Origin of the sequence: Paenibacillus sp. FSL H8-0034 (assembly GCF_038000305.1) — a bacterium.
GTDB lineage: Bacteria > Bacillota > Bacilli > Paenibacillales > NBRC-103111 > Paenibacillus_S.
Genome location: NZ_JBBOBS010000001.1, coordinates 6790786 through 6816496, shown reverse-complemented (window position 1 = coordinate 6816496; position 25711 = coordinate 6790786). Strand labels below are relative to the sequence as shown.

15 protein-coding genes and 1 pseudogene are annotated in these 25711 nt (G+C 45.7%); 15 read left to right on the top strand and 1 reads right to left on the bottom strand.

Annotated elements, in window-relative coordinates:
- The first annotated feature begins 236 nt into the window (after window positions 1-236).
- The 13 genes and pseudogenes from NST47_RS30510 to NST47_RS30450 form a co-directional block, all read left to right on the top strand.
- The gene (locus tag NST47_RS30510) at window positions 237-1292 is read left to right on the top strand and encodes a tartrate dehydrogenase (RefSeq protein WP_341158492.1); all 1056 of its coding nucleotides are present in this window, start codon (window positions 237-239) and stop codon (window positions 1290-1292) included.
- A gap of 38 nt (window positions 1293-1330) precedes the next feature.
- Window positions 1331-1948, top strand: coding sequence for an SGNH/GDSL hydrolase family protein (locus tag NST47_RS30505; RefSeq protein WP_341158491.1), 618 nt, complete (start codon window positions 1331-1333; stop codon window positions 1946-1948).
- 23 nt (window positions 1949-1971) lie between these two features.
- Window positions 1972-3192, top strand: coding sequence for a mandelate racemase/muconate lactonizing enzyme family protein (locus NST47_RS30500; protein WP_341158490.1), 1221 nt, complete (start codon window positions 1972-1974; stop codon window positions 3190-3192).
- A 295-nt stretch (window positions 3193-3487) separates the two neighbouring features.
- Complete coding sequence (locus tag NST47_RS30495) at window positions 3488-3736, top strand: hypothetical protein (protein WP_341158489.1); 249 nt, start codon at window positions 3488-3490, stop codon at window positions 3734-3736.
- A complete protein-coding gene (locus NST47_RS30490) occupies window positions 3721-4632 on the top strand; it encodes a hypothetical protein (protein WP_341158488.1) in 912 nt (303 codons plus the stop codon). Before NST47_RS30495 ends, NST47_RS30490 begins: the two co-directional genes overlap by 16 nt.
- Before the next feature lie 23 nt (window positions 4633-4655).
- Entirely contained in the window at window positions 4656-6203 is a 1548-nt protein-coding gene (locus NST47_RS30485) for an extracellular solute-binding protein (protein ID WP_341158487.1), read from the top strand.
- Window positions 6204-6291: 88 nt separating this feature from the next.
- Window positions 6292-7200, top strand: coding sequence for an ABC transporter permease (locus NST47_RS30480; protein WP_262687338.1), 909 nt, complete (start codon window positions 6292-6294; stop codon window positions 7198-7200).
- A 35-nt stretch (window positions 7201-7235) separates the two neighbouring features.
- Window positions 7236-8114: a carbohydrate ABC transporter permease gene (locus NST47_RS30475; RefSeq protein ID WP_341158486.1), complete on the top strand. Its 879-nt coding sequence runs from the start codon at window positions 7236-7238 to the stop codon at window positions 8112-8114.
- A 49-nt stretch (window positions 8115-8163) separates the two neighbouring features.
- A complete protein-coding gene (locus tag NST47_RS30470) occupies window positions 8164-9054 on the top strand; it encodes a hypothetical protein (RefSeq protein WP_341158485.1) in 891 nt (296 codons plus the stop codon).
- Window positions 9055-9442: 388 nt separating this feature from the next.
- On the top strand, window positions 9443-11743 hold the full coding sequence (locus NST47_RS30465) for a helix-turn-helix domain-containing protein (RefSeq protein ID WP_341158484.1): 2301 nt from the start codon (window positions 9443-9445) through the stop codon (window positions 11741-11743).
- A 402-nt stretch (window positions 11744-12145) separates the two neighbouring features.
- The gene (locus NST47_RS30460; RefSeq protein ID WP_341158483.1) at window positions 12146-16228 is read left to right on the top strand and encodes a cadherin-like beta sandwich domain-containing protein; all 4083 of its coding nucleotides are present in this window, start codon (window positions 12146-12148) and stop codon (window positions 16226-16228) included.
- Window positions 16229-16482: 254 nt separating this feature from the next.
- Window positions 16483-21885 (top strand): S-layer homology domain-containing protein, encoded by a 5403-nt coding sequence (locus NST47_RS30455; protein ID WP_341158482.1) that lies wholly within the window; start codon window positions 16483-16485, stop codon window positions 21883-21885.
- Window positions 21886-21932: 47 nt separating this feature from the next.
- Window positions 21933-22421, top strand: a pseudogene (locus tag NST47_RS30450) (RtcB family protein); the annotation flags it as partial.
- 125 nt (window positions 22422-22546) lie between these two features.
- On the opposite strand, the gene NST47_RS30445 reads toward NST47_RS30450, so the two are convergent.
- Window positions 22547-23005, bottom strand: coding sequence for an Lrp/AsnC family transcriptional regulator (locus NST47_RS30445; RefSeq protein ID WP_262687286.1), 459 nt, complete (start codon window positions 23003-23005; stop codon window positions 22547-22549).
- 271 nt (window positions 23006-23276) lie between these two features.
- On the opposite strand from NST47_RS30445, the gene NST47_RS30440 reads away from it, so the two are divergent.
- Complete coding sequence (locus NST47_RS30440; RefSeq protein WP_341158481.1) at window positions 23277-24662, top strand: amidohydrolase family protein; 1386 nt, start codon at window positions 23277-23279, stop codon at window positions 24660-24662.
- A gap of 46 nt (window positions 24663-24708) precedes the next feature.
- Window positions 24709-25704, top strand: coding sequence for an aromatic ring-hydroxylating dioxygenase subunit alpha (locus NST47_RS30435; protein ID WP_341158480.1), 996 nt, complete (start codon window positions 24709-24711; stop codon window positions 25702-25704).
- Window positions 25705-25711 lie beyond the last annotated feature (7 nt).

Genomic DNA, 25711 nt, shown 5'->3' with positions numbered 1-25711 from the left:
TTTTTTTTGTGATGGATGGACTGAAAATGAACGGAATATGATGATTATTGAAGTGCTTGCTAATGATTATCGCTAGCTGTAGTCCTTGTGGAGCAAGGTTTTAAAAGATGTCAGCCAAAGATTATATCATGTTATCGCTTCCTGTATTACAATAAAATGAGCAGAGAACCGCACTCAGCAGAGAGGACCGCGAGGAAGCCAAGCAGTGAAAATTGTCATGAGGAGTTGTGAAGAGGATGAAAAAATTCGAGCTTGCGGTAATTCCAGGTGATGGTATAGGTAAGGAGGTTGTGCCGGCAGCGCTGGAGGTGCTTGACACTTTGGCTGAAGTACATGGAGGCATTACTTTTACTTATACAAGCTTCCCTTGGAGCTGCGATTATTATATGGAGCATGGTCAGATGATGCCGGAGGATGGTTTGCAAACATTACAGGGCTTCGAGGCGATTTTCCTTGGAGCCGTGGGTGATCCGACACGTGTGCCTGACCATATATCACTGTGGGGACTTTTGATCAAAATTCGCCGTGAGTTTGAGCAGGTCATTAATATACGCCCGGCCAAATACTTCCGCGGATTGGAGTCTCCGCTGCTTAAACCTAATGAGTTTGACCTTCTGGTTGTGAGAGAAAACAGTGAGGGTGAATATAGTGAAATCGGCGGGCGCATCCATAAAGGAGAGGATGAGCTGGCCATCCAAAGCGCTGTTTTCTCCAGAAAAGGAACAGAAAGAGCGATGCGCTATGCGTTTGAGCTGGCACAGAAGCGCAGAGGGCATGTAACCAGCGCCACGAAATCGAACGGAATCGTACATACGATGCCTTTTTGGGATGGTGTTTTTAAAGAGGTAAGTCGTGATTATCCGGATGTGCAAACAACATCGACTCACATTGATGCGCTTGCGGCATTTTTTGTAACCAAGCCTCATGTATTTGATGTCGTTGTAGCCAGCAATTTGTTCGGGGATATCCTGACCGACATTGGCGCCGCGATTATGGGAAGCATCGGGATTGCCCCTGCCGCGAATATTAACCTCAACGGCAAGTATCCGTCGATGTTCGAGCCTGTCCATGGTTCAGCACCCGATATTCAGGGTCAAAATATGGCGAATCCGATTGGCCAGATTTGGACAGCGAAGCTGATGCTGGAGCACCTTGGGGAGCACGAGGTGGCGGATAAGCTGTTGAAAGTGGTGGAGGATGTAACCGACTCGGGTATCAAAACCCGTGATATTGGCGGGACTTCAACAACGACAGAGGTCACATCCGAAATATGTAAAAGGCTCAAGCAATAAGTCGCTATGTAGAACTGTCAATAGGGGAGGCTGCAGAATTGAGGAGCATTTTCGTTATTGGGGACAGCATTTCGATTCAATACGGTCCTTATTTAAAAGAGCAATTGGAGGGCGATTTGGGTTATGACCGCAAGCGAGGCGACGCTCAAGCGATGATCGATCTGGATCAGCCGCTTGGCGCTAACGGCGGAGATAGCAGTATGGTATTGGCGTATTTGGAATCGTTAGAAGCCTTGGGTACGAAGTATGACATTCTGCTCTTGAACTGCGGACTTCATGACATCAAAACTGATCTTGTAACCGGCAGCAAGCAGATTTCACTTGAGCAATATCGCCACAATATTTCCGAAATTGTAGATAGGGCATGCAAGATGTCGAATTCCTTCGTCTGGATTCGGACAACCGATGTCATTGATCCTATCCACAATGCGAGATCCCGAAATTTCCACCGTTTTCATTCGGATGTTCTGGACTATAATGCTGCTGCGGATGCGATTATGCAGGAGCGCGGGATCACCAGCCTTGATTTGTACGGTTTCAGCCGCAAGTTTGGCGAAGCAGCATTCTGTGATCACGTGCATTATATAGATGAGGTCAGGAAGCTGCAGGCAGCCTTTATTACCGGTTATTTACATGCCAAATTTGTAGATGCTTAACAAAAATTTTAGGAGGAACAGACATGGTAAACACTTATCACGATTTATCTTATTTGCATTTGGACAGCTCCCTTACCCAGGCACAAAGTAATGTCAGCACTGCGGAATTGGAGGCAGCGGCGAATTCTACCGTACTGAATGTGGAAGGTATCACCTCTCCATTGATCATAGAGTCCATGGAGCTGTTGTTTAATAACGGCTTATACTTCCTGCGCACAAGGTCGAAGGATGGCTCAGAAGGCGTGGCTGTGGCAAGTGAACGTGCAGCTTACCTGTACCCTTTGCTCAAGCAGCTGATCATCCCTTACTTTATAGGCAAGGATGCCAGAGATTTGGAAAAGCTCCTGGATGGCGTATATGTTTATCAAAGCAACTATAAGCTGTCCGGGCTTGCTTTGTGGTGCTGCATTTCATGGGTGGAAGCAAGTCTGCTGGATATGATGGGCCGAATAATCGGCAAGCCTATCGGGGATTTGCTTGGAGGCGTCATTCGCAATGAGATTCCTATTTATGTAGCAAGCGGTAACAGGGGCACAACGCCTGAAGAGGAAATTGAAGTGCTGCAGCAGAAGGTCGCGGAAACTGGAGCAAGAGCAGTTAAATTCAAGGTAGGCGGCCGGATGAGCAAGAATGCCGATTCTATTCAGGGACGCTCCGAATCGCTGATTTATTTAACACGTAAAACGTTCGGAGACGATTTCACCATACATGCTGATGGTAATGGTTCCTATGATCCTCAAGTCGCAATCGAATATGGGAAAATACTGGAAGAAATTGGTGCTTTCTTTTATGAAGAGCCTTGCCCTTTCGAGCATCTTGAAGATACCAAGGAGGTCGCAGACGCGCTGCATATTCCTCTTGCTTTCGGTGAACAGGAAACAAGCATAAGACGGTTCCGCTGGATTATTGATAATGATGCTGCACAGGTGGTACAGCCGGATTTACAGTATAACGGGGGATTTATCAGAAATACACGTGTTGCCAGAATGGCAGCTTTAAAGGGAATACCGGTTACGCCTCACATTAGCGGTGGGTATGGGTATATCTATATGCTGCATTTTGCTTCGTACATTCCGAACATAGGGAAGTTTCAGGAAGATAAAGCAGGAGTCAAAGTGACTGATTATTTATTCACGCCGCACATGGAAGTGAAAGATGGTGTTTTTCGAGCACCTACAGCTCCTGGTCTTGGTATGGATGTTAAAGTCGTTGATAAAGTGCTTCGTAAAGCGCTTGTCGTTTAAAAGAAACCTTCAAGAAGCCCGTGCTTGACACGAACTTCGCTTGCACCTCCTATGATAGGCATTGGCCAACACCCGAGTGGGTAACCAATACTAGCATAGGAGGTTTTTTTAAGAGATAGGAATGTATAAGTTTTCAGCAAAGCTGAACGATTCTTATCTCGCAAGAAAAGCTACATTTAAAACACGAATGTATCTTCATCGAATAGGCTTCGATCAGAAGCTTTTCTTATCTAATCCTTGCTTCACATCGTGATTTCTTATGATTATCGAGAGAATTGCTGATGATTGTTTCGGTATGCAAAAGCTTGCTGCAGTGCTGTTTGCAGGTATTAGAGCAAATGGCTTTGTATTGATTGTATCCAGTTATGGAGTTCCGATGCTATGCTCAGACCAACAAAGAAAAGGATATGTATACTGGTCTGATTCGCAAGGAGGACATATGGACAATGATCGGTTTATGGAACGTTCACCACCTGCCAAGAGAGAAATAAGCCTGTACCCACATACGAATATAATGGAGGATGAGACATGTCAGAGAACGTAACCCATACAGCGGTTGTAGAAGATTGCTTTAATATGATGTTTGCAGCGGAACACATTTGTAAAGCCTTCAAAGAAGCAGGACGCGACCATATCCAGTTTTCACAATTCGGCAGTGTAACCCGGTCTGGAGATAAATTTACAGTCGCGCTGTTGGATAAATATCGGACGAATTGGGATACAAGGAAGGTTGAGGACAATTTAGGCTACAAGCTGGCTTTTGTGCTGGGCTGGTTGTGCCATCGTGCTGCCGACCGTCAGATGAAGGTCGTATTTCGTGAAGCCGAGCCCGAATCCAGACAGTTCCCTACGGACTGCAGCATCTATCATGATGCATTTATTTTCCATAGATTATATGAAAACAATAACAATACGCCATTTCCTTATCAAAAGGCACATTTCGAGATCAACATGGAGAGTCTGAAGGCTTCGGATGCCATTAATGTCCATGCAGCAGCAGATACGTTTCGCTTTAATTGGCAGCGCCAGCTGCTTGAACTGCAGACGTTTGTCAAGGATACTGAACATATCGATAGTTGGTTTGATAAGCTGCATGCCAAGCACCAGGAGCAAACGATTCATCTGGATCGTTATGCAGAAGCCGTATTGACCCCGGACCCGGATAAAGTCAAACGATTTATCGAGGATACGAACTTTTATAATGAAGAGGACGCTATTATTCAACTATCCCAAGCGCTTCGTCAAGGCGCAAAGCCTTCTCAGGAAGAGCTGACAGCGGCTTTTGCGGCAGAGCCTACCAGCCAATATGCTCATGCTGTGAAAATGGGGTATGGTTATTTACAAAGCGCAAGCGCTTACTTCACGGGAGAAATCGATCAGGACACCTTGAAGGATCAATTGGATGTAGGCAAGAAAGGGAGAGACGGTCAATCGGTTTAACCATATTAAGAGGGGGTTATCATATGTCTATTCAACGGAAATCGAAGTCCATGCTCGTACTTGCCGGAAGCCTGCTTGTTACTACCGCATTAGCCGGCTGCAGCAGTTCAAGTCCAGCAGCAACAGACGGCAAGAAAGGAACTACACCTGCAGGAGATGAAAAGCCGTTCACCATCTCGATGATGAATTTATCTGTTCTATCGGAGCCTCCCAAGGATAACGATCCAATTATTTCCGCTGTCAAAAAACTGACCAATACCGATTTGCAAATTCAATGGGTCCCTAACGGTACTTACGATGAGAAGGTCAATGCCACAATTGCTTCCGGTCAGCTGCCCATGGTTCTGCTTGTCAGTACACCTATGCCGTCAAATATAAAAAATGCGATGAGAACCGGACAATTTTGGGAAATTGGACCATTACTTAAAGATTTTCCGAATTTGGAAAAAGCATTGAATCCGCAGGTTCTGAAAAGCTCGGCTGTCGGTGGGAAATACTATGGGATCAATCGCGCTCGTTCGCTCGTTGGTGATGGGATGATTTATCGTACGGATTGGCTCAATAAGCTCGGTATGAAGCCTCCGACTACATTGGATGAAATGTATGAAGTCATCAAAGCCTTCGCAACTAAGGACCCGGATGGCAATGGCAAAAATGATACAATCGGTCTCGCCGAAGAAAAAAGTATTCGTGGCTTCAAATTCATTCTCGCAGCAACTGGCGGCGGCAACGTGTGGGAAATCAAGGACAACAAAGTCGTACCGGCCCATGAAAGCAAAGCTTTTGTAGATGCGATGAACTGGTACAAACGGTTGTATCAGGAAAAGCTGATCAATCAGGATTTTGCGATCACCGAACGGGTACAAAATATTGATAACGGCAATAAAGGTCTCTTCGGCTTCCGTATGGGAGACAATGATTTCATATCCCGTCATTCGGAGCTGTTCAAGATCAATCCGGCAGCTGAAATGGATACCTCAAGTCTTCTAAAAGGTGTAAATGGCACCAAGCTGCTGATGGACACCGGGATGTCAGGCAGTTTCGTCATTCCGAAGCAATCCGTCAAAACCGAAGCCGAGGTTAGGAAAATTCTTCAATACTTTGACAAGCTCTCTACCAAAGAAGGACAAAATATCTTTGAATGGGGAATTGAAGGCGTTCATTACTCTGTAAAGGATGGCAAAGCGGATCGCACGCCTGAGCAAGCTGCCAAATATGCAGCGGAAGTGATCCAGATGCAGCAGGCGATGCAGATTTCCGATGGCTCCCTGGCTATGGAGGGTACACTGGATAAATATACGGCCAAATTTAAAGCGGCGAAAAAAGAGGCTGCAGCCGTTTCGAATATTTTTGTAGTGAACCCTGCTGCTGCCTATAGCTCTGCTACGTACGATCAGAAGCGTACCCAACTGGATAAAATTATAAATGATGCCCGTGTTAAATATATAATGGGTGAGCTTGATGAGAAGGGATGGCAGGCAGCGCTTGAAAGCTGGCAGAAGGCAGGCGGCGACAAGGTACTTGAAGAGCTGAATAAAGAATACCAGGCTGATCCTGACAAAGGTAAATAAGTCTGTTCAGATGTCGTTTCCTCTTAGAAAGGCGGTAGATGCATTGAAAGCACAAGCGGCAAACCTTCATAAATCAACGGCTGCTTCAATGGGAGCTGTACTGAAAAAACGATTGTTGAGAAATCGGTGGATGTATTACATGCTGGCACCGGGCATTCTGTATTTTCTCGTTTTTAAATATGCACCGATGTGGGGCGTACTGATTGCCTTTCAGGATTACTCGCCCTTTACCGGATTTTGGGATAGCCCATGGATAGGCTTTCAGCATTTCCAAACCTTCTTTAGTGAGCCTGAGTTTGGGCTGCTGTTCAGGAATACATTAATCCTAGCTATCTATAATATGGTGTTTTTCTTTCCACTACCGATTATTATTGCGTTATTGCTCAACGAAGTGCGTAAGGAAGTGTACAAACGTACGATCCAAAGCTTGATTTATATTCCGCATTTTATCTCATGGGTCGTCGTCGTAGGTCTTGCTTATATTTTGTTTACGACCGAAGGCGGTATTGTCAATGAGCTGGTTGCCCAATACGGCGGTGAAAAAATTAATTTCCTGCTCAATAAAGATTGGTTTCGGATCATGATCGTCGGTGAAATGATTTGGAAGGAAACGGGATGGGGCACGATCCTATTCCTGGCTGCCCTGGCAGGCGTAGACCCCCAGCTGTATGAAGCGGCCCGGATGGATGGAGCTGGGCGGTGGAAGCAAATGATTCATGTGACGCTGCCCGCCATCAAAAGCACTATTGTGGTACTGCTGATTTTACGGCTCGGCCATTTTATGGATCTCGGTTTTGAGCAGATTTTTCTGATGCTGAATCCGATGAACCGGGAGATCGGGGAAGTCTTCGATACGTATGTGTACGAACGAGGCATCCAGCAGGGTGACTTCAGCTACTCCACAGCCGTCAATTTGTTTAAATCTACGATTGGTATCGTTCTGGTCGTATTGGCGAATACGTTTGCCAAAAAAATAGGGGAGGAAGGCATCTACTAATTAAAGCCCTCAACCTGCAGACAAGGAGCAATCATATGATCAAGGAATCACTGGGCAGCAGACTGTTCGACCTTTTTAACTACAGCTTTTTGGGGTTATTCGGTTTAGCGACGGTACTCCCGTTTATTTATGTGGTGGCGGGCTCCTTCACATCTCCCCAGGAGTTTATTACCCGGAAGCTGGTGCTGTTTCCCCATGAGTTTTCACTGGAAGGGTACAAATATATTTTCTCCACGGACGTGCTGCTTACAAGCCTTGGGGTCACGATTTTTATAACGGTCGCTGGAACGGCCATCAACCTGCTGTTTACATGTCTGATGGCTTATCCGTTAGCACGCAAGGATCTGGATGGACGCAGAATCATTATGCTGGGCGTGGTCTTCTCGATGCTGTTCAGCGGGGGGATGATCCCGACCTTTCTGGTCGTCAAATCGGTAGGCATGCTCAACACGTATTGGTCCCTGCTGCTGCCTGGAGCAATCAGTGCTTTTAATCTGATCGTCCTGAAAAACTTCTTCCAGCAGCTGCCGGAGGGGCTTGAGGAATCAGCGAAAATTGATGGCTGCAACGACCTGCGTATATTATGGCAAATCGTGCTTCCGCTGTCACTTCCGGCGATTGCCACCTTTTCACTCTTTTATGCGGTCAATCATTGGAATGCCTTTTTCCATGCGGTACTGTACATCAATGACAGCTATAAGTGGCCGATTCAGGTGTGGCTGCGTCAAATCGTCATTCTTTCATCAGGTGGCTTGGGGGATTCCGCGACCTTCGATTCCAACTATGTGGTGCCGCCTGGACAAATCATTAAAATGTCTGTCATCGTCATCTCTACCTTGCCGATTTTGTGCGTATATCCCTTCCTGCAAAAGCATTTCGCCAAAGGAGCATTAATCGGCTCGGTAAAGGGATGATAGCCGGTTAATCGGTAAACCAATAAAACCCAATGATGGAGGATGGAATATGTCAGAGAACGTAATCAACACAGCGTTGGTAGAGGATTGCTTTCATATTATGTTTGCTTCAGACAAGATTTGCGAGGCTTTTAAGGAAGTGGGTCGTGACCATCTCAATTTTGCGCAATTTGGCAGCATAACGAGCTCTGGAGATCAGTTTGCCCTTTCCTTGTTGAACAAGTACCGCGACAACTGGGAGTCTCATAAGAAGGTTCCGGTCGAAATCGGCTTCAGGTCTGCGCCAGCAGTGCCCAAGTCGCAAGCTGAATCCATCCTTGCCTTCGTTCTCGGCTGGCTGTGTCACCAGGCTGCTGGGCTTCAGCTGAAGACAGGCTCGGCTGAAGCAAGTCTTTATCAGGATGCTTTTATTTTTCACAGATTGTACGTAAACAATAACAATACCCCGGTTCCCTACAGAACCGCGTTATATGAGAAAAATATGGAAGCCCTGCCAGCCTCAGCTTCCATCAGCAGCAAGGATTTGATAGAATGGTTTCACGCGCTGCAGCAGCGTTTTTTCATCGAAATGCATACCTTTGTTCCGGATGTTGACGATATTGAGGGCTGGTTCGACAGATTGGATGCCAAGCTTAGGGAGCGTGCCGTTCATATGGATCTGTATGCAGAGATCGTGCTGAATCCTGATCCGGCCAAAGCTAAGCAGTATGTGTCCGACACCGATTTCTATGAGGATGAAGATGCGATTATTCAATTAGCCCAATCGCTGCGCAAGGGGGCACAGCCTTCCCAGGCAGAGATTGAAGCAGCTTACGATGCTGTACCTACAAGTGATTATGGCAGAGCCTTGAAGCAAGGCTTTGGCAATCTGCTACACGCCAGCGATTTTTTCATCGGGAGTATGGATCAGAACAGACTGAATACCCTTTTGGCTGTATAAAAATGGAAATACCTAACTTGCAGACCGGGACGGCGCTATGGCCGGTCCGGTCTAATTGCCTGTTGATCCGGGTATACGAAACAACCACTGAGACATCTCAAATGTTATCTAATGATAATCAACTGTCTCTCTAATGATTATTTCGGTAAGAATAAGCTCAAAATCAGATTTTTTGTAAGCGTATCCAAATTAGCTTTCTGCTGATTGTTTCTGGTTACTGTCCGTGATGATATGCTTGCATTAAAAGTTAGCTTTGTATTTCAATATCTTCTTTGCGGCAATCATCTGAACACGCTCTTATAGTATAATGAGGAAGCACACAGCCTGATATCGTGCTGGTTGGACCTGATGGCAGATTTAAAGCTGTATAAATAGGTGGTGGTAGCTCATGTTCAGATTCAACACATATTTGACTAAAATGATTGTTTTTACAATTGGAGTCAGTACGCTTCCAATCATTATGCTCGGCCTGTTTTTTTACATGAAGACATCCGAGACGATTCAGGATAAGGTGAATGCAGGTAATGTGCTGATTTTGGAGCAAACGCGTCTGCGTGTAGAACAAATACTTACTGTACTCGATTTGCAAATTGAACGGCTTTCTGACAGCAGCTACGTCACGGAAGCATTGGATACCGGCATTGTTCCGTCACAGTTTATTTTGGTTCAAAATTTGCTTAGCTCCATGTCTCGTGTTCAAACCTTCGACGTGGGTGTGCAGGACATTCACCTGATTAATTTAAAGCAGGGATGGATATTAAATAGCGGGGGACTGAACCCGGTGGCCGCTCTAGAATCGACATTATCACGATATCTTCATATCAATAGAGACAAATTCTGGATTGCTGAGAACGGGAGCTTGCTCAGACCAGGCAATGGTGAGAACAACACAACGATTAAACTGATCAAAAAAATTCCCGCATTTTCAGACGACCCTGATGGATTGTTTATTGCTGAAATCCCCGGCAAGCAGCTTCGCAGCTACTTGTCTGCTCATAATACGCTGGGAGAGGTTATGATATTGGATGAATCCTATCATATTTTGGCCTCCCAGAATGACAACAAGCTGCTGGACCCGCAAATGCTGGATACGTTGATAGCCAAGCTGCACCAATCCAATGAAGCTTCGGGGTTATACGAAACCAACTATGGCAAGAAGCAGGTTGGAGTCGCTTTTCAACGGTCCTCCTTCAATGGATGGATATATATTTCAGTCATACCCATTGAACTGATCCGCCTTGAATCCAGGAAAACGGGTTGGATTATACTTGCCACTTGTGTCATCATGCTGCTGTTGGCGGTTGTTATTTCTCTTGCCGGCTCACAGCGTATGTATGCCCCCGTGCAGCGCCTATACCAATCCCTATTTACCAACCAGGACAAGGAACGCAAACGGATTGACGAATTTCATATGATCAATGAAGGCTTCATCAGGATGCGCAATGTTCAGGTGCAGATGGCTGATCAAATCAAGAACCATATGCGGCAGCTCGAAGAATATTATGTGCTGAAGCTCGTAAGAGGGGACATCAAGCCTTCGGAAATGAACGAAAAGCTGGGGCAGCTGGATGCCAACTCCACCAAATGGAAGCGTATGGGTGTCCTGACCATCAAAATTGATACGTTGAAGGGCACGCGGTACAGTGAAAGTGACAGTGAGCTGCTGCTTTTTGCCATAAGTAATATGGTAGGCGAATTGATACCGGCCCATAATCGTCTGATGCCGATAGTTGTCCAATCCTCTCAGGTTACGCTTATTTTTGATGATCCCAAATCTACAGAGGAATTTAGAACCTATATGTATGCCATGGCCAAAAAGATTCAGGACGAGGTTGGAAATTATTTGTCACTGCGGATCAGTATTGGAATCAGCCGATCGTATACTGGACTTCATGACGCTAATCGAGCGTATAAGGAGGCCATGGATGCATTGAAATATCGGGTTTTGTTTGGACAGCAGACGATTCTCCATATTGATGACGTCCAACCCGCCCAGAATGTAACCACTGAATATCCGAAAGAACTGGAAAGACAAATTTTTGATGCGATCAAGATGGCAGAGAGGGAAAAAATCCAATGTCTGCTGGATTCCTTTTTTGAGGAAATATCCGGGCAATATCATAACTATAATGACTATCAAATTGCCGTCACGCGTTTTTTTGTCAATCTGATCAGGCTTTTACAGGAAAGTGGAGTATCGCATTTGGAGCTGCTTGGAGGCGACCCACCCCTCATGGAGCAGCTGCATGCGCTCTCATCGGTTGAAGATGCACGCAATTGGTTTAAATCTCAAATGATCGAGCCCGTAGTAAGTGTGTACGAGGATCAGCGCAGGACCAAATATCAAACCATTTCCCAGGAAGTGGTACAGATGATTCATGACCGTTATGATACCGACATCAGCCTGGAAGCCTGCTCCAATATGCTTAATTACCATCCAAGCTACATTAGCAAGGTGCTCAGGCAAGAGCTTGGGATCAGCTTTAGCGACTATTTGATGCAGTATCGATTGAATAAGGCGAAGGAAATGCTGGAGGATACAGAAATGAAAATATCTGAAATTGCCGAAAAGCTGAGATACAACAATTCACAGAACTTTATTCGCTCGTTCCGTAAGCTTGCGGGAATGACGCCTGGCACTTATCGGGCAGAGTTTATTGAACGACAGTATCGGGCTGGGAGGTTTTAAGGATGTGAAGTGCGGCTCTTGCCAAAGTCCTCGTTAGGCCAATTATTGGGTTCGTCCTTACTCCATATTCAGCAAAATATGTTAAGCATAAACACAAGTCGAGTTGTTCTCGTTTGTGTTTTTTTCTTTCATATAGCGACAAACTAATGAAATCACAATTGCATCTAGAAATACTCCATATTGTTAATATTCAAAAGTCATTATAATTATGTATGCGCTTTCAAAATCAGATTGTACATAAGAATGAATACAATTAAATTTATGTTAATGCAAAACAAGATGCTTTAACAAGATTTGGGGGTGAGCATCACTAAGCAAGTGGGGTTAATAAGTGATTTATTGAGGAACTACTACAATGGCTTCAAAAACGGTTACAAATAACTTCTATGAGGTGAATCGCTTATGTTAAAACGAAACTCTAAATCTATTATGGGTCTTATACTTGTCATTGCACTTGTTTTTTCTATGTTTCCGACCCTGCCGTCATCTGTAGCTCACGCAGCCGTAACCAACTTACTGCCCTCTACTTTAACATTAAACGGTAACATTAAGGCTAGCTCGCAAAATAGCACTAGAACGGCAGCAAATATCGGTAATATAATCACTTGGACACAAGGGGCTAATACAGTCTACTCGGCAACCGGTTCAAATTTATGGGTAGCCATTGATCTTGGTTCTTCAAGCAATATAGAAGGTTTTAACTTTCACACTACTGCCATCGATACAAATACCTTAATCCGTAGTTCCCAATATGAAGTAAGTTATTCAAATGACATTTCACCTACTTCCCCTTGGAATAAACTTTCTACCACACCTTCCAATAGCGCGATAACTTTTTCGCCAACAGCTAGCGGATGGACGAGTGCCGCAATTGTACCTACAAATATTCTAGCTGGCACTCTTACTAATGGAACCTATAGTTGGAGCTCAGATCCTAATATTAATAGTGGTTTCTACACATCAAACTTAACTTTCACTACTCCAATAACAGCGCGCTATATATTGATTAATTATACTTTAAAGCCTTCTGCTACCGGTCAACTGGGTATTGGCCTCTTGCAAATAATACCCCCCGTTACTCTCTCTTCTTCATCAGGAATCTTTTATAAAACATTACAAAATACACTATCCACACAAGTTAATCTTGACACAGCTACAAGTTTTACAGGAATTACCAATGGCTTATACACTCTTATGCAAGGAACAGATTATACTTTTGATGCAAACAGTAATGTTGTTACATTTTCAAATACCTACTTAAGCAGTCTTAATGGGAGCTATAATTTAAGTTTTAAATTTTCTTCGTCATCCCTACCCTATGTACTCACAGTAGCAGCAGCGGCCGATTCTTCCCTTTCGTCTCAAGGTGCTGCTTATATTCCTGCGTCGCCTTCTGCCATATCAACAACAATGACTCTCAATAGCAACACTTTCACAAACATTAGTAAGGGTACAACAATCTTGACTTCAGAGGATTATGTAAAATCAGGAGATACCGTTACCTTTAATCAAAGTTACTTAAACACACTTAGTATGGGAGTTCACTCTTTTATTTTTAACTTTAATCAGGGGAATCCTCAAACCTATATGCTGACTATATCGGGCAAACCCCCTGTCACCAACATTGATTATCGCTATTGGACTTTGCAGGAGCCACTCCCTGGTGGGGCAGGTCAAACATCACAAGCATTACAAGCAGGCTATGCTGATCCATATTTCTACGTTGGGGCTGACGGAAGCCAAGTCTTTATGGACACCGCTGTGGGGGGGACTACATCCGGCTCAGCCCATCCTCGCAGTGAGCTAAGGGAATATGATCCTATAGCGGGAACAGATGCAGGTTGGTTGCCTGTAGGGGCTAACGCTATGACAAACACTGTCGCCGTTACCACTCTTGGAACTTCAAACGGTGTAGGTTGGACTACCATTGGGCAAGTTTTTGATACAGAAACAACAACCTTGTGCGAGCTTGAATATGGATATGACCCAACTCGTCCCAATAGCAATATTCGCATACTTTACGAACCAAGTGGTATAAACTCAATAGGGTACCGGTATCTTCCGATCAAAATTCCATTAAATCAGTATTTCACATATAGAATGGCCCTCAATGACCAAGTGCTGTCCGTTTATCTAAACGGCGCCTTGATATTTAATGGACAAACAGCCAGCCCAAGCCAAGTTATACCGCCTAATCATCATTACTACTTTAAAGCCGGTAATTACGATCAAACTGCCACAAACGGTAATGTAAATTATGTTCCATACACCGTTGTTCAGTTTAATTCTATAAACGTATATCACGCTCCAACAGTATCTGGCAACGCAGACTTGAGCTCACTGACGTTGTCGAGCGGCACCCTAAGTCCAGCGTTTGCATCCGGTACAACGAGCTACGCTTCGACAGTAGCAAGCGGCGTATCGAACGCTACCGTAACGGCAAGTGTGTATGATAGCAATGCTATGATAACTGTGAACGGAGATCCAGTAATAAGCGGTCAAGCAAGCAGTGCTATTAACTTGAATGTGGGCAGTAACGTTATCCCAATCGTAGTGACAGCGCAGAATGGAACAACGAAGACCTACAGTATTACAGTGAACCGTGCAGCAGCAAGCAGCAACGCAGATTTGAGCTCACTGACGCTATCGAGCGGTACCCTAAATCCAGCATTTGCATCCGGTACAACGGACTACGCTTCGACAGTAGCAAGCGGCGTATCGAGCATTACCGTAACGTCAAGTGTGTATGATAGCAATGCTACGATGACTGTGAACGGAACTCCAGTAGTAAGTGGTCAAGCAAGCAGTGCTATTAACTTGAATGTGGGCAGTAACGTTATCCCAATTGTAGTGACAGCGCAGAATGGCACAACGAAGACCTACAGTATTACAGTGAACCGTGCATCAGCAGCAAGCAGCAACGCAGATTTGAGCTCACTGACGCTATCGAGCGGTACCCTAAGTCCAGCATTTGCATCCGGTACAACGGACTACGCCTCAACAGTAGCTAGCGGCGTATCGAGCCTTACCGTAACGTCAAGTGTGTATGATAGCAATGCTACGATGACTGTGAACGGAACTCCAGTAATAAGCGGTCAAGCAAGCGGAGCGATTAGTCTAAATCTGGGAAGCAATACCATCACCGTTCTAGTGACAGCGCAGAATGGAACAACGAAGACTTACACAATCAATGTTGTACGTCTGAGTTCAAACTCTTCTAATAATAATAGTAGCAGCACGGGTTTCTCATCTGGAGGAGGAACAGGGACTTCTCCAACGCAGGTTGGGCAAGCGACCCCTATTAACACAGAAGTTAAAACTGTTGGTGGAAAGTCAGTAGCACAGGCCAAAGTGGATGACATAATTATCGATACGGCTTTGAAAGCTTCTGTTAACGGGAATATCAAACTGGCTGCGGATTCAAACGTAAAAGCGGACCAGATCAACGTATCTTTCAACAGCGGCGCCTTGCAAAAAATCACGAAGGATGACAAAGCGAAATTGCTAACGGTTGAGACGCAGTTAGGGAACTACGAGCTGCCAGTCAATCAGATTAATCTTCAAGACCTGGCTGCGAAGCTCGGTGTATCTATTGAAAATGTGAATTTGGAAATTAATGTTTCCCTTAATGATTCCGCTGCGGACAAAGCGAAGGCATCAGGTCAAAAGGTTCTGGCAGTGGCCGATTTTACGGTTAAGGCTACTTCATCAGATGGAAAGAGCATAGAAGTTTCAACATTCTCTCAATATGTACGTCGTACCCTTAAGACGGAAGAAAGCTTAAATGCGCACAACTTGGCAGCAGTTCGTGTCCAAACGGACAACCAAGGTAATACCACTTATCAGCCTGTTCCGTTTACTGTTCATGGAACTGAAGTAACAATCTACAGTAGAACAAATAGTACTTACATGTTATTGGAGAATAACGCTACTTTTGCTGATATTAAGAACCATTGGGCAAAGGATGAAATCGAGCTTATGACCAATAAGTTTATTGTGCAAGGTGTCTCGAAGGATGAATTCCAGCCGGATCAAGCCGTTACTCGTGCTGAATTTGCAGCATTGCTTGCCAGGACGATCGGTTTACAATCCGAAATCTCGTCCAAAATCAAATTCACGGATGTTCGTTCAAATGATTGGTTTGAGGGTCAAGCATACGCCGCGGCGGAAGCGGGTATCGTAACCGGTTATGACGATCAAACCTTCCGTCCGAATCAACCCATCTCCCGTGAGGAAATGGCAGTCATGATTTATCGAGCCATGAAGTTTGCAGGTTTCGATGATGCTGGTGCAGTACAGAAAGTGACATTTACGGATGAAAATCTATTCGAGAATTGGGCTATGGAAGCCATCTCCGTAATGGCCGATATGAAGATCGTGGAAGGTATCGCCTCGAATAAATATGACCCGAAGGCAACGGCTACACGCGCTCAAAGCGCAATGATTTTGAAAAGAATGTTAGCCAAGCTTTCCTTCACTAACTAAAACTAACTAATAATTGGTTGTAAAAAGCACCTCTCTGTATAGCTGTTGAACTTACCTTTGTGTAAGTCCGATATCTGCACGGGGAGGTGTTTTTTGGCGTCGGAATGCCATATTATTGGATAGGCTAAATTTAACTTTTTATGATAAATCGACTAAATACAATGCCCTGATTATTGTTGTAACCGCTGGACTCCGATATGCTTGTATTTCCATATGGTATTCTTAAATATGAAGTATAAGGAGTAATGTGACAAATGAGGAAATCCAAACAGCTGTTGGCATTGATCATGGCATTCGTATTATTGGTATCCGTGTTTCCCTTTACAGCTTCGGCAGCAACCGACCTCCCACCGATGATTAGCGTCAAGAGTGATTGGCAGGGAACGGTTATGGGGGATGTGGGTGGACAGGACAAGATTGTTGCCAACAATTTCGGCATTACGGAAGACAATGGCATTGTGACAATGAAAAGCACAGGTGACAGAGGGAAAATTCAAGGCTCCGACAGTGGAGCAATTGAAGGGATTGCCTATTATTATAAGGGAATGCCTGCTAACACCAATTTTGAACTAACTGCGAAGGCTACTGTAGACAAATGGACGGCTAACGGTCAGGTAGCCTTTGGTATTATGCTGCGAAGCCATATACTGACGAATACCCACCAAGCCGCCTATACCGGAGATTATATAGCACTTGGCGCCTGGGAACAGAAAATGGAGGCCTTTTATAAGCAGGGAGCCGTCAAAATTCCTACGAAAATACAGTTTGACAAATCAATCGCACCCGCTGCAGGCAATGTATACGATCTGAGCCTGAAAAGGTCTGGGAACGCTTACTTATTGAAAATTGGCAATCAGACGCAAGTTATTGATGATTTCACTGGAACTATCGCTTATGCAGGTTTATTTACAGCGAGGAATACGACAGTTACCTATAGTAACGTAAAGTTAACTACAGACACCAGAACACCAAGCTCCTTGAAGCTGAATACGACATCCTTCAAAAACGATTATTTTGTTGGCGATAACCTGGATCTAGCTGGCTTACAGGCAGCAGCTGTGTATGCGGACCAGCATGAAGAAACGCTGACGACCAACGACTATATTGTATCTGGCTTCGATAACACTAAGACTGGAATCCAAACCGTTACGATCCATTTCAATGGTGCGATAGCAACGGTTACTGTGAACGTCAAACCGCTTGTTGTTACCGCTTTGGAGCTGCAATATTTGCCTGCCAAAATGGTTTATTATCTTGGGGACCTGTATGATCCTCAGGGATTATCGGTAATCGGAGAATACAATAACGGAGCCAGTAAAGCAGAGCTGTCCAGTACCCAATACACCACCTCGATAGCTGGAGCAACCGTGAGTGGAGCTACGTATAAGCTGGATTCGGCAGGAAGTAAAACGGTTACGATCCGCTCCAGTGTGACTACAGCTACATATACGACATTTGATGTGGTCGTTAAACCTGCTTTGATTACCGGTTTGGAAATTCGACAAAATCCACAAAAAACAGTCTACTACATAGGTGAATCCTTCGTTCCTGATGGGATGACTGTATATGCTACCTATAGCGACAATTCGGTAGTCAAGCTGATGCGAAATGAATATACTTTGTCTGCATTGGACAGCACAAGTGCAGGTTCCAGGCAGGTGTGGATCACCCATAAGACGGCTCAACCAATCCCCATCAACGTGACCGTCAAGCAAAAGGAGCTTGTTGGCATTCAAGTCACCCAATATCCAAAAACAACGTATACGGTAGGTCAGACTTTTGACAAAACAGGCTTGGTCGTATCCTCTGTTTTTGATAATACCTACAAGGAAGCGTTAGCTGCGAGTGAATATACGGTAGATGCATCTGCTTTTAACTCTGCAGCGGCAGGAAGCTATGACATCCGAATCGTACCGGTGAATAATGGGCTAGCACCGATCATTCTTCCCACAACAGTCAGAGCCGTGACAGAATACCCATGGAAATCGACCGAATTCGGACAATCTTCATCTGTGGCAAATAATAAGGTAACGGTCAAGGAAGACGGAACCGTTCAGCTCGTCGCGCTGGAAGGCGGCGGTAAAGTAACCGGAGATCACGATGGTATTACGTATTATTATACGGAGCTGGATGCCAACCAGGACAATTTCAGCCTATCTGCTGATGTGAAGGTTGTGGCGTATGCCAAAGAACCGTATGATGGTCAAGAATCGTTCGGCATTATGGCGAGAGATGTTATTGGAACGCCTGGTGATTCCAGCGTCTTTGCTTCCAACATTGCAGCCATAGGCGGTTACAGCGGAGGCACAACCAAAGCAAACGGAACCCAATTATTCGTAAGAACCGGGGTTACCTCACCGGATGGGGCTGGAAGCCTGGGCGTTCAAAACACAATGCTCAAAGCAGAAAGACCATCAGTTAGCAATACATATCCTGCGGCAGACTACAAGCTCACACTTGCCAAAACAAACAGCGGGTTTACAGGCAAATTGAATGCTGGGAATGAGGAAATATTTTTCGTACCGGACATTTTAAAGGCACAGGACCCTGATAAAATGTACGTAGGCTTTTACGCAGCTCGTCTGGCAACGATTGAAGTCAGCAATAATCAATTAACGGTAACTGCGGCTCAAACCGATGCGCCCAAGGTGGAGGCTCCCAAGGCTGCCGTGACCCCATCGTTGGATGTGGTATCATTATCCAGAACCTCCAAGACAGCTTATGAGCTGGGGATAAAAGTGAATGTGAAGGGTACGGTCACAGTTAAGCAGGGGCAATCTGTCATCGCATTGGATCAGGCCATCTCGGCTGACAAGGTTTTGACAGTCAATACGACGCTCAATGCCGACAGCTCTACCGGATTCAGTATCACATTTATACCTGATGATACGCAGCTGCTGACCTCTTATGATAAAATGGTTAAAAACTTCACGGTTGAGATGAAAACTTTTGCCGATAACGGGGATATTTATGTATCGCCGACTGGAACGAGCAAAGGTACAGGTACCCTTAACAGTCCGCTTGATCTGGATACCGCAATTGATTTTGTTAAAGCCGGGCAAAAAATTATTGTGCAGGACGGTCGATATATACGTTCCGCCAAGCTCGATATCAAAAAGGGCAATGATGGAGCAGCAGACGCCAAGAAATATCTGGTTGCGGCTGCGGGTGCAAGACCTATAATTGATTTTGACAAAAAATCTGAAGGTGTTGTGCTGAGCGGCAATTACTGGCTGGTTCAAGGCATCGACTTTACCCGTACAGCAGGCAACACGAAAGGCTTTACCGTGGGTGGTAGTTACAACCTTGTTGACAACTGCAAATTTTATGATAACGGCGATACCGGACTGCAAATCAGCAGCACGGACGGCTCCACTGATAAGACCACTTGGCCTTCCTACAATTTGATTCTTGGTAGTGAATCGTATGATAATATCGATCCTTCCAATAATAATGCCGATGGCTTTGCAGCCAAGCTGACAGCAGGTGTCGGGAATGTGTTTAGGGGGGATATCGCTCATAATAACATTGATGATGGTTGGGACTTGTATACGAAAGCAGGCACAGGGGCTATCGGTGCTGTCATTATCGAAGACAGTATCGCCTACAATAATGGTACTTTAACGAATGGTACGGTAGGTGCCGGAGACAAAAATGGCTTTAAGCTGGGCGGTGAAGGGATTCACGTTCCCCATATCATTCGGGACAGTTTGGCTTTTGGCAATGGCGCTTATGGCTTCGCCAGCAATAGTAATCCGGGTGTTCGGGCTGAGGGCGGCAACGTCGCTTATAATAATGCCAAGGGCAACATGAATTTCACAACCTATAGTGGCATAACCACGGATTTCCGAATCCATGGATTTATGTCCTATCAAAAAGGGATAACGGCCAAAGACAGCTATCCAGCCGATCTGGCTTCGGACAGCAACTATATGTTTAACGGCTCGGTATCTGCTAATAAATCGGGCGCAGCTCTTTCAGATGCTAACTTTGTTAGCCTACAGCCATCCTTGCCTTACCAGAGAAATGCCGATGGTACGATCATTCGAGGCGACTTTTTGAAATTTAAGCTGCTGGCTCCAACAGGTCTTACCGCTGTATCAGGAAGAACGGAGGCAGCACTTACCTGGAATCGTGCGGCGAACGCAACATCCTATACGATTAAACGCAGTATGGATAACGTAACCTTTATGCAGATGGGTACCACTTCGGAGCTGACTTATGTGGACTCGGGTTTGCTTCCAGGGAAAAATTACTATTATACGGTGTCTGCTGACAATGATACGGAAAGCGCCAGCTCTGCTTCGGTAGCTGTTTATACAATCCCTGGTAATTCAAGCTCCTCTTCAACGGGTGGCTCTGGAGGTGGAGCAGGATCGGACAGCAGCTCTGCTGCTGCACAAACCATTGTGAATGGTAGCGAGATTCGTGTGACTCCGCAGCAAGTAACCGTTAATGGAAAAGCGGCTGCTCAGGTCACCATCGATTCGGTTGTATGGGACAAAGCCATAGATGCCTTAACCTCCAGTAATCCCAAGGTGACGGTTGAAGTCACAGGCTCGGAGCTTGTCAAAATCGTGCAAGTCACAGCCTCGTCAATAGCTGCTGCTGTCTCCAAGGCATCTGATACGATTTTGTCGATCAAGGCGAGCGGTGTTACTTATGATCTTCCCTTAAAGGTTCTGGATATTAACGGACTGGCACTTTCACTGGGTTTGGATGTTAAAGACCTAAAGCTGAACATTTCCGTGGAAAAAGTGAGTGGAGCAGTAGCAGACGCTATTGCAGCTTATGCAACCAAGAATAGTATGACTTCATTGGCTGGTGCTGTGGCCTTTACGATTACGGCTGAGGCTAACGGAAAGACGGCAACGGTAAGTGATTTTGGTACCGTGTATGTATCAAGGTCGTTCGAAATATCTAATTCTGTGGATGCGAAAAAAGCAACCGGTGTGCTGTATAACCCGGTTACGGACACGATGACGTTCGTACCTACGTTGTTTACAAGCAGTGGAAGCAGCCTTGTGGCAACTATGAAACGACCTGGCAATAGCATCTATACAGTGGTTCAGGCCAACAAAACCTTTGCCGATCTGAATGGTCATTGGGCACAGGCAGATATCGAGCTGCTTGCTTCCAAGCTGTTGATTAAGGGTGCAACCGATACGACCTTTGCTCCGCAAAAATCCATCACACGCGCTGAATTCGCAGCACTGCTGGTGCGAGCGGCAGGCCTGAACGAAGAGCAGGCAGCGTTAGCAGAACAAGCTGCGGCCAAATTCTCCGATGTCCAAGCCACCGATTGGTATGCAGGTGCAGTAGGAGCCGCTTCGAAAGCAGGTCTTGTTGATGGAGTGGAGAATGGAAGCTTTCAGCCTAATGCGACGATTACCCGCGAGCAAATGGCTGTGATGATTGCACGTGCGATCCAACTGTCAGGCAAGAAGTACGATACGGATGCCAAAAAACTTGCAGCATTCGATGATAGCCTCACCATATCTGCCTGGGCCAAGGACGCAGCTGCAGGAGCGCTGAATGCCGGTATTGTCAACGGAACAACAGTACGGACATTTGCGCCTGACAGCAAAGCTACCCGAGCTGAAGCAGCAGTTATGCTGAAGCGTTTCCTGTTATTTGCCGAATTCATGAATGAATAGCCAAGTGATGAACGATGTGCGGATTTCTTGAGCCGCTCTTGTCGGGTATGGAGACTCCGGTGCTGTATGATCTGATGCATAACTATGCGCTTAAAGAATTTCATCGCGGTCAGCCTATGCCCGTTCATCGGAAAGGGGCAACACGGGCACTGCCACCCAAGCATTTTCTGAACACGCCAGCCTACAAAGAAACAGGTCATCCGGCATTGATCCCGGGCTCAATGGGAACCTCGTCTTATATTATGGTTGGCAGAGAGGAAGGTTTGAAAAATTTTTATTCGATCTGCCACGGCGCGGGGAGAACCCGATCACGGAGAGCTACCAAGGAAATGGTCACCGTGGATCAATTTGAGCAATCCTTGAAGGTCGGTTCTGAGGATGAGGTCATGGTGAACCATCGTTCCTTGGAGACGATTCTGGACGAATGTCCGCAAGACTATAAGGATGTGGATCAAATCATTGATAGTGTCGTGGGTGCGTCACTGGCGGATGTGGTAGCCAAATGCAAGCCTATGGCTGCGATTAAAGGAATTTGAGAATGCTTCAGAAGTCATGTATTGGTCAACAAGAGTGGGTTACCCCCTAAAGTCTGCTTAGTCTCCAACTGGGAGCTTAAGCAGGCTTTTTCTGTCGAGATGAGACGCTAACGAGGTGGACACACTCATAGCTCTAAACCGGTTCCCTGCTTGAATCGCTTGATTACAACCTGTGTAGTCACGCTGACCACGCCCTCAAGTGTATAAATATGCTGGAACAAAAACTGCTCAAGAGCTGCATCGTCCTTCAATAAGGCATGCATATGCAGGGTGCTGGGACCGGTCATTTGATAAATGCTGATCACATTGGGATCGGCGCTGAGGGAATCACCGACCTGCTGGACGAAGCGCGGCTCCACCTCGACTTCAAAGAAGGCGCTGACGACTTTACCGAGCTTGGTGGCGTTCAGCCGGATTGTAAAATTTTCAATAATTTCGTTCTCGATCAACGATTCAACGCGTTTTTGAATGGCTACACGAGACAGATTCAGCAGCTCGCCGATTTTGGCATAGGACATACGTCCATTTTCATGCAGCAGCTTGATAATATCCTGATCGGTTTGATCCAGATGCGGCAATTCCAATTCGAAACCCTCCTTCAAGACCATTAAAATTTACATAATTTTATTTTAGCATAGAAAAATCGATAAGTTTACTTGATTTTTGTTATAAATCGATAAAATGTTAATCAATTAAACATTTTATTATCATAATAGTAACTAAAATGCGAATATTGATTTACAAGTGGTGTTGACGAAATGTGGATGTCTGCATATAATCATGTTAATAAACATAACATATTTTTCGAATATCATTATTTACGTAAAGTATTATTACATGGAGGTGAGATTGGCTATGGCTGGCAAACTTATTTATAACGGAACGGTAATTACGATGAACAAGGATAATGAGGTGTTTAAACCGGGCTATGTGTATATGGAGCATGATGTAATTAAAGCGGTTGGGGAGTGGAAGCTGGACGGGAGTCTGGACTATTTGGTAGTCCAATCGACTTATACTTACAATGCACAAGGGAAGGCAGTCATTCCGGGTATTGTGAATGCACATACGCATTTGTTCCAAACCTTTATGAGAGGGGTTTCTGATCATTTACCGCTTTCGAGATGGCTGCGTGAAATTATTTGGCCTTTGAGTCTGGCCATGGAACCTGAGGATTTTTATTTGGCGGCATTAATTGGCTGTATGGAAAATTTGAAATCAGGTGCCACTTATATCATGGATCATCATTATATTCATACCTCTCCAGATAATGAGGCAGGTGTATTACGGGCGATGGTGGATTCGGGGATTCGCGGGCATTTGGCGCGCGGTGGTTCGGATATGACGCATGAGCAGCGCTTGCGCGAGACGGAGGAGCAAATCTTCACACGAACGGATCAATTGCTCGATCGTTGGGATGGCGCTGCCTCTGGGCGTATAAGGATTGCGTTGGGGCCGCTTAATTTATACGGCTGCTCGCGTGGTTATCTGGAGCAGGCGGCCAAATTCAGCCGGGATCGCAAGCTGATCTCGCACGTGCATGTGGCAGAAACGAGTGAGCAGATTGACAATACGGTAGCTCGTTATGGTTTGCGAAATTTGGAGCTGCTGAACGAGGTTGGCTTGCTTGGCGAGCAGACGCAGGTCGTCCATGGAGTATGGCTTGATGATGGCGAGCTGGAGATGATACGCACCGAAAAAGCTACGGTTGTGCATTGTCCGGTATCCAACATGTATCTGGCTTCGGGTGTAGCTCGGGTGCCGGAGATGCAGAGACTTGGAATTAATGTCGCCTTGGGTACGGATGGACCGGGGAGTAACAATTGCCAGGATAATCTGGAGGTACTGAAGTTCACGGCATGTCTTCACAAAGTGAATCAGTTGGATGCGACATTGCTTCCCCCTATGGATGTACTTCGGATGGCAACGGTTAATGGGGCAAAAGCGATGGGTCGCAGTGATGACCTGGGGAGTCTGGAGCCAGGTAAAAAGGCGGATGTGGTCACGATTGATTTGATGAAGGTGCATATCAGTCCGGTTCATCGCGCAGCTTCAGCCATCGTGTACAATGCCAATGGCAACGATGTTGATCTCGTGATGGTAGGGGGTCAGGTTGTTGTTGAAGGTGGATTGTGCGTGGGGATTGATGAGCAGGAGGTGCTGCTGCGAGCCCAGGTAAGAGTGGATGCGCTTCGCAGCAAGCTGGCAGCGAGTTATCCGATTTTTTCGACGGTTGAATAAAAAGTTCAATACCATGAATTGACTACAAGGAGAAGGGATGATTGCTATGTATCAAAAACGTCTGCAGGATCCGGTATTGGAAAATGATTGGCATGCAGTTTATTTGGCTTCCGAGCTTAAGGAGCAGCCGATTGGTGTTATGGTGCTGGGTGAACGAGTAGCTATTTATCGGACGAAGAAGGGGGTACATGCCTTTCAGGATTTATGCATCCACCGTGGAGCTATGCTGTCCAAAGGCTGGGTTCAGGATGATATTCTCGTCTGTCCCTATCATGGGTGGCAGTATGATTCCTCCGGTCAATGCGTCTGCATTCCAGCACAGCCGAGGGGGGAGAAGATTCCGCCAAGAGCCAAGGCTCAGGCTTATTCCTGTATGGAAAAGTACGGTTTTATCTGGGTTTGTATCGGTGAACCGTCAGCGGAGCTGCCGCATTTTGAAGAATTTGCTGATCCTCAGTTTCGTCCGCTTGCTTGTGGGCCCTATACGGTGCATGCGGCAGGAACGAGGGTTATTGAGAATTTTACCGATTTTGCCCATTTGATGTTTGTGCACCAGGGTCTACTGGGGCATCCCGATTATGCCGAGCTTCCTGATTTTAAGGTGATTAAAGAGAAGGAACGCATTTATATTGAAGACGTGCCGATTTTTCAGCCTGTAGCTCATTCAGGCTCGGATAAAAGTGAAGGGACGACCTATGTGTATAGAAAGGAAGTGTATCGCCCTTTATCGGCACGGCTGACCAAGGCTGACCCCAGCAACGGTCAAGCCTTGTGGATCATGCTGACGGTTCTGCCTGTCACAGCAGAGGAATGTCTCGTATTTATGGTCGTTTCGCGCAATTATGCGTTTGATGTGGATGATGCGAATTTTATTCAATTTCAGGATATGGTGTTTGATCAGGATGCCCGTGTTATTGAGACGCAGAAGCCTGAGCTGCTGCCGCTTGATTTGCAGGTAGAGCTTAACCATAAGGTGGACCTGTTTTCCATTGCTTACCGTCGGTGGTTGAAGGAGCTGGGTGTCGTTGTCGGAACGATATAACAGACAA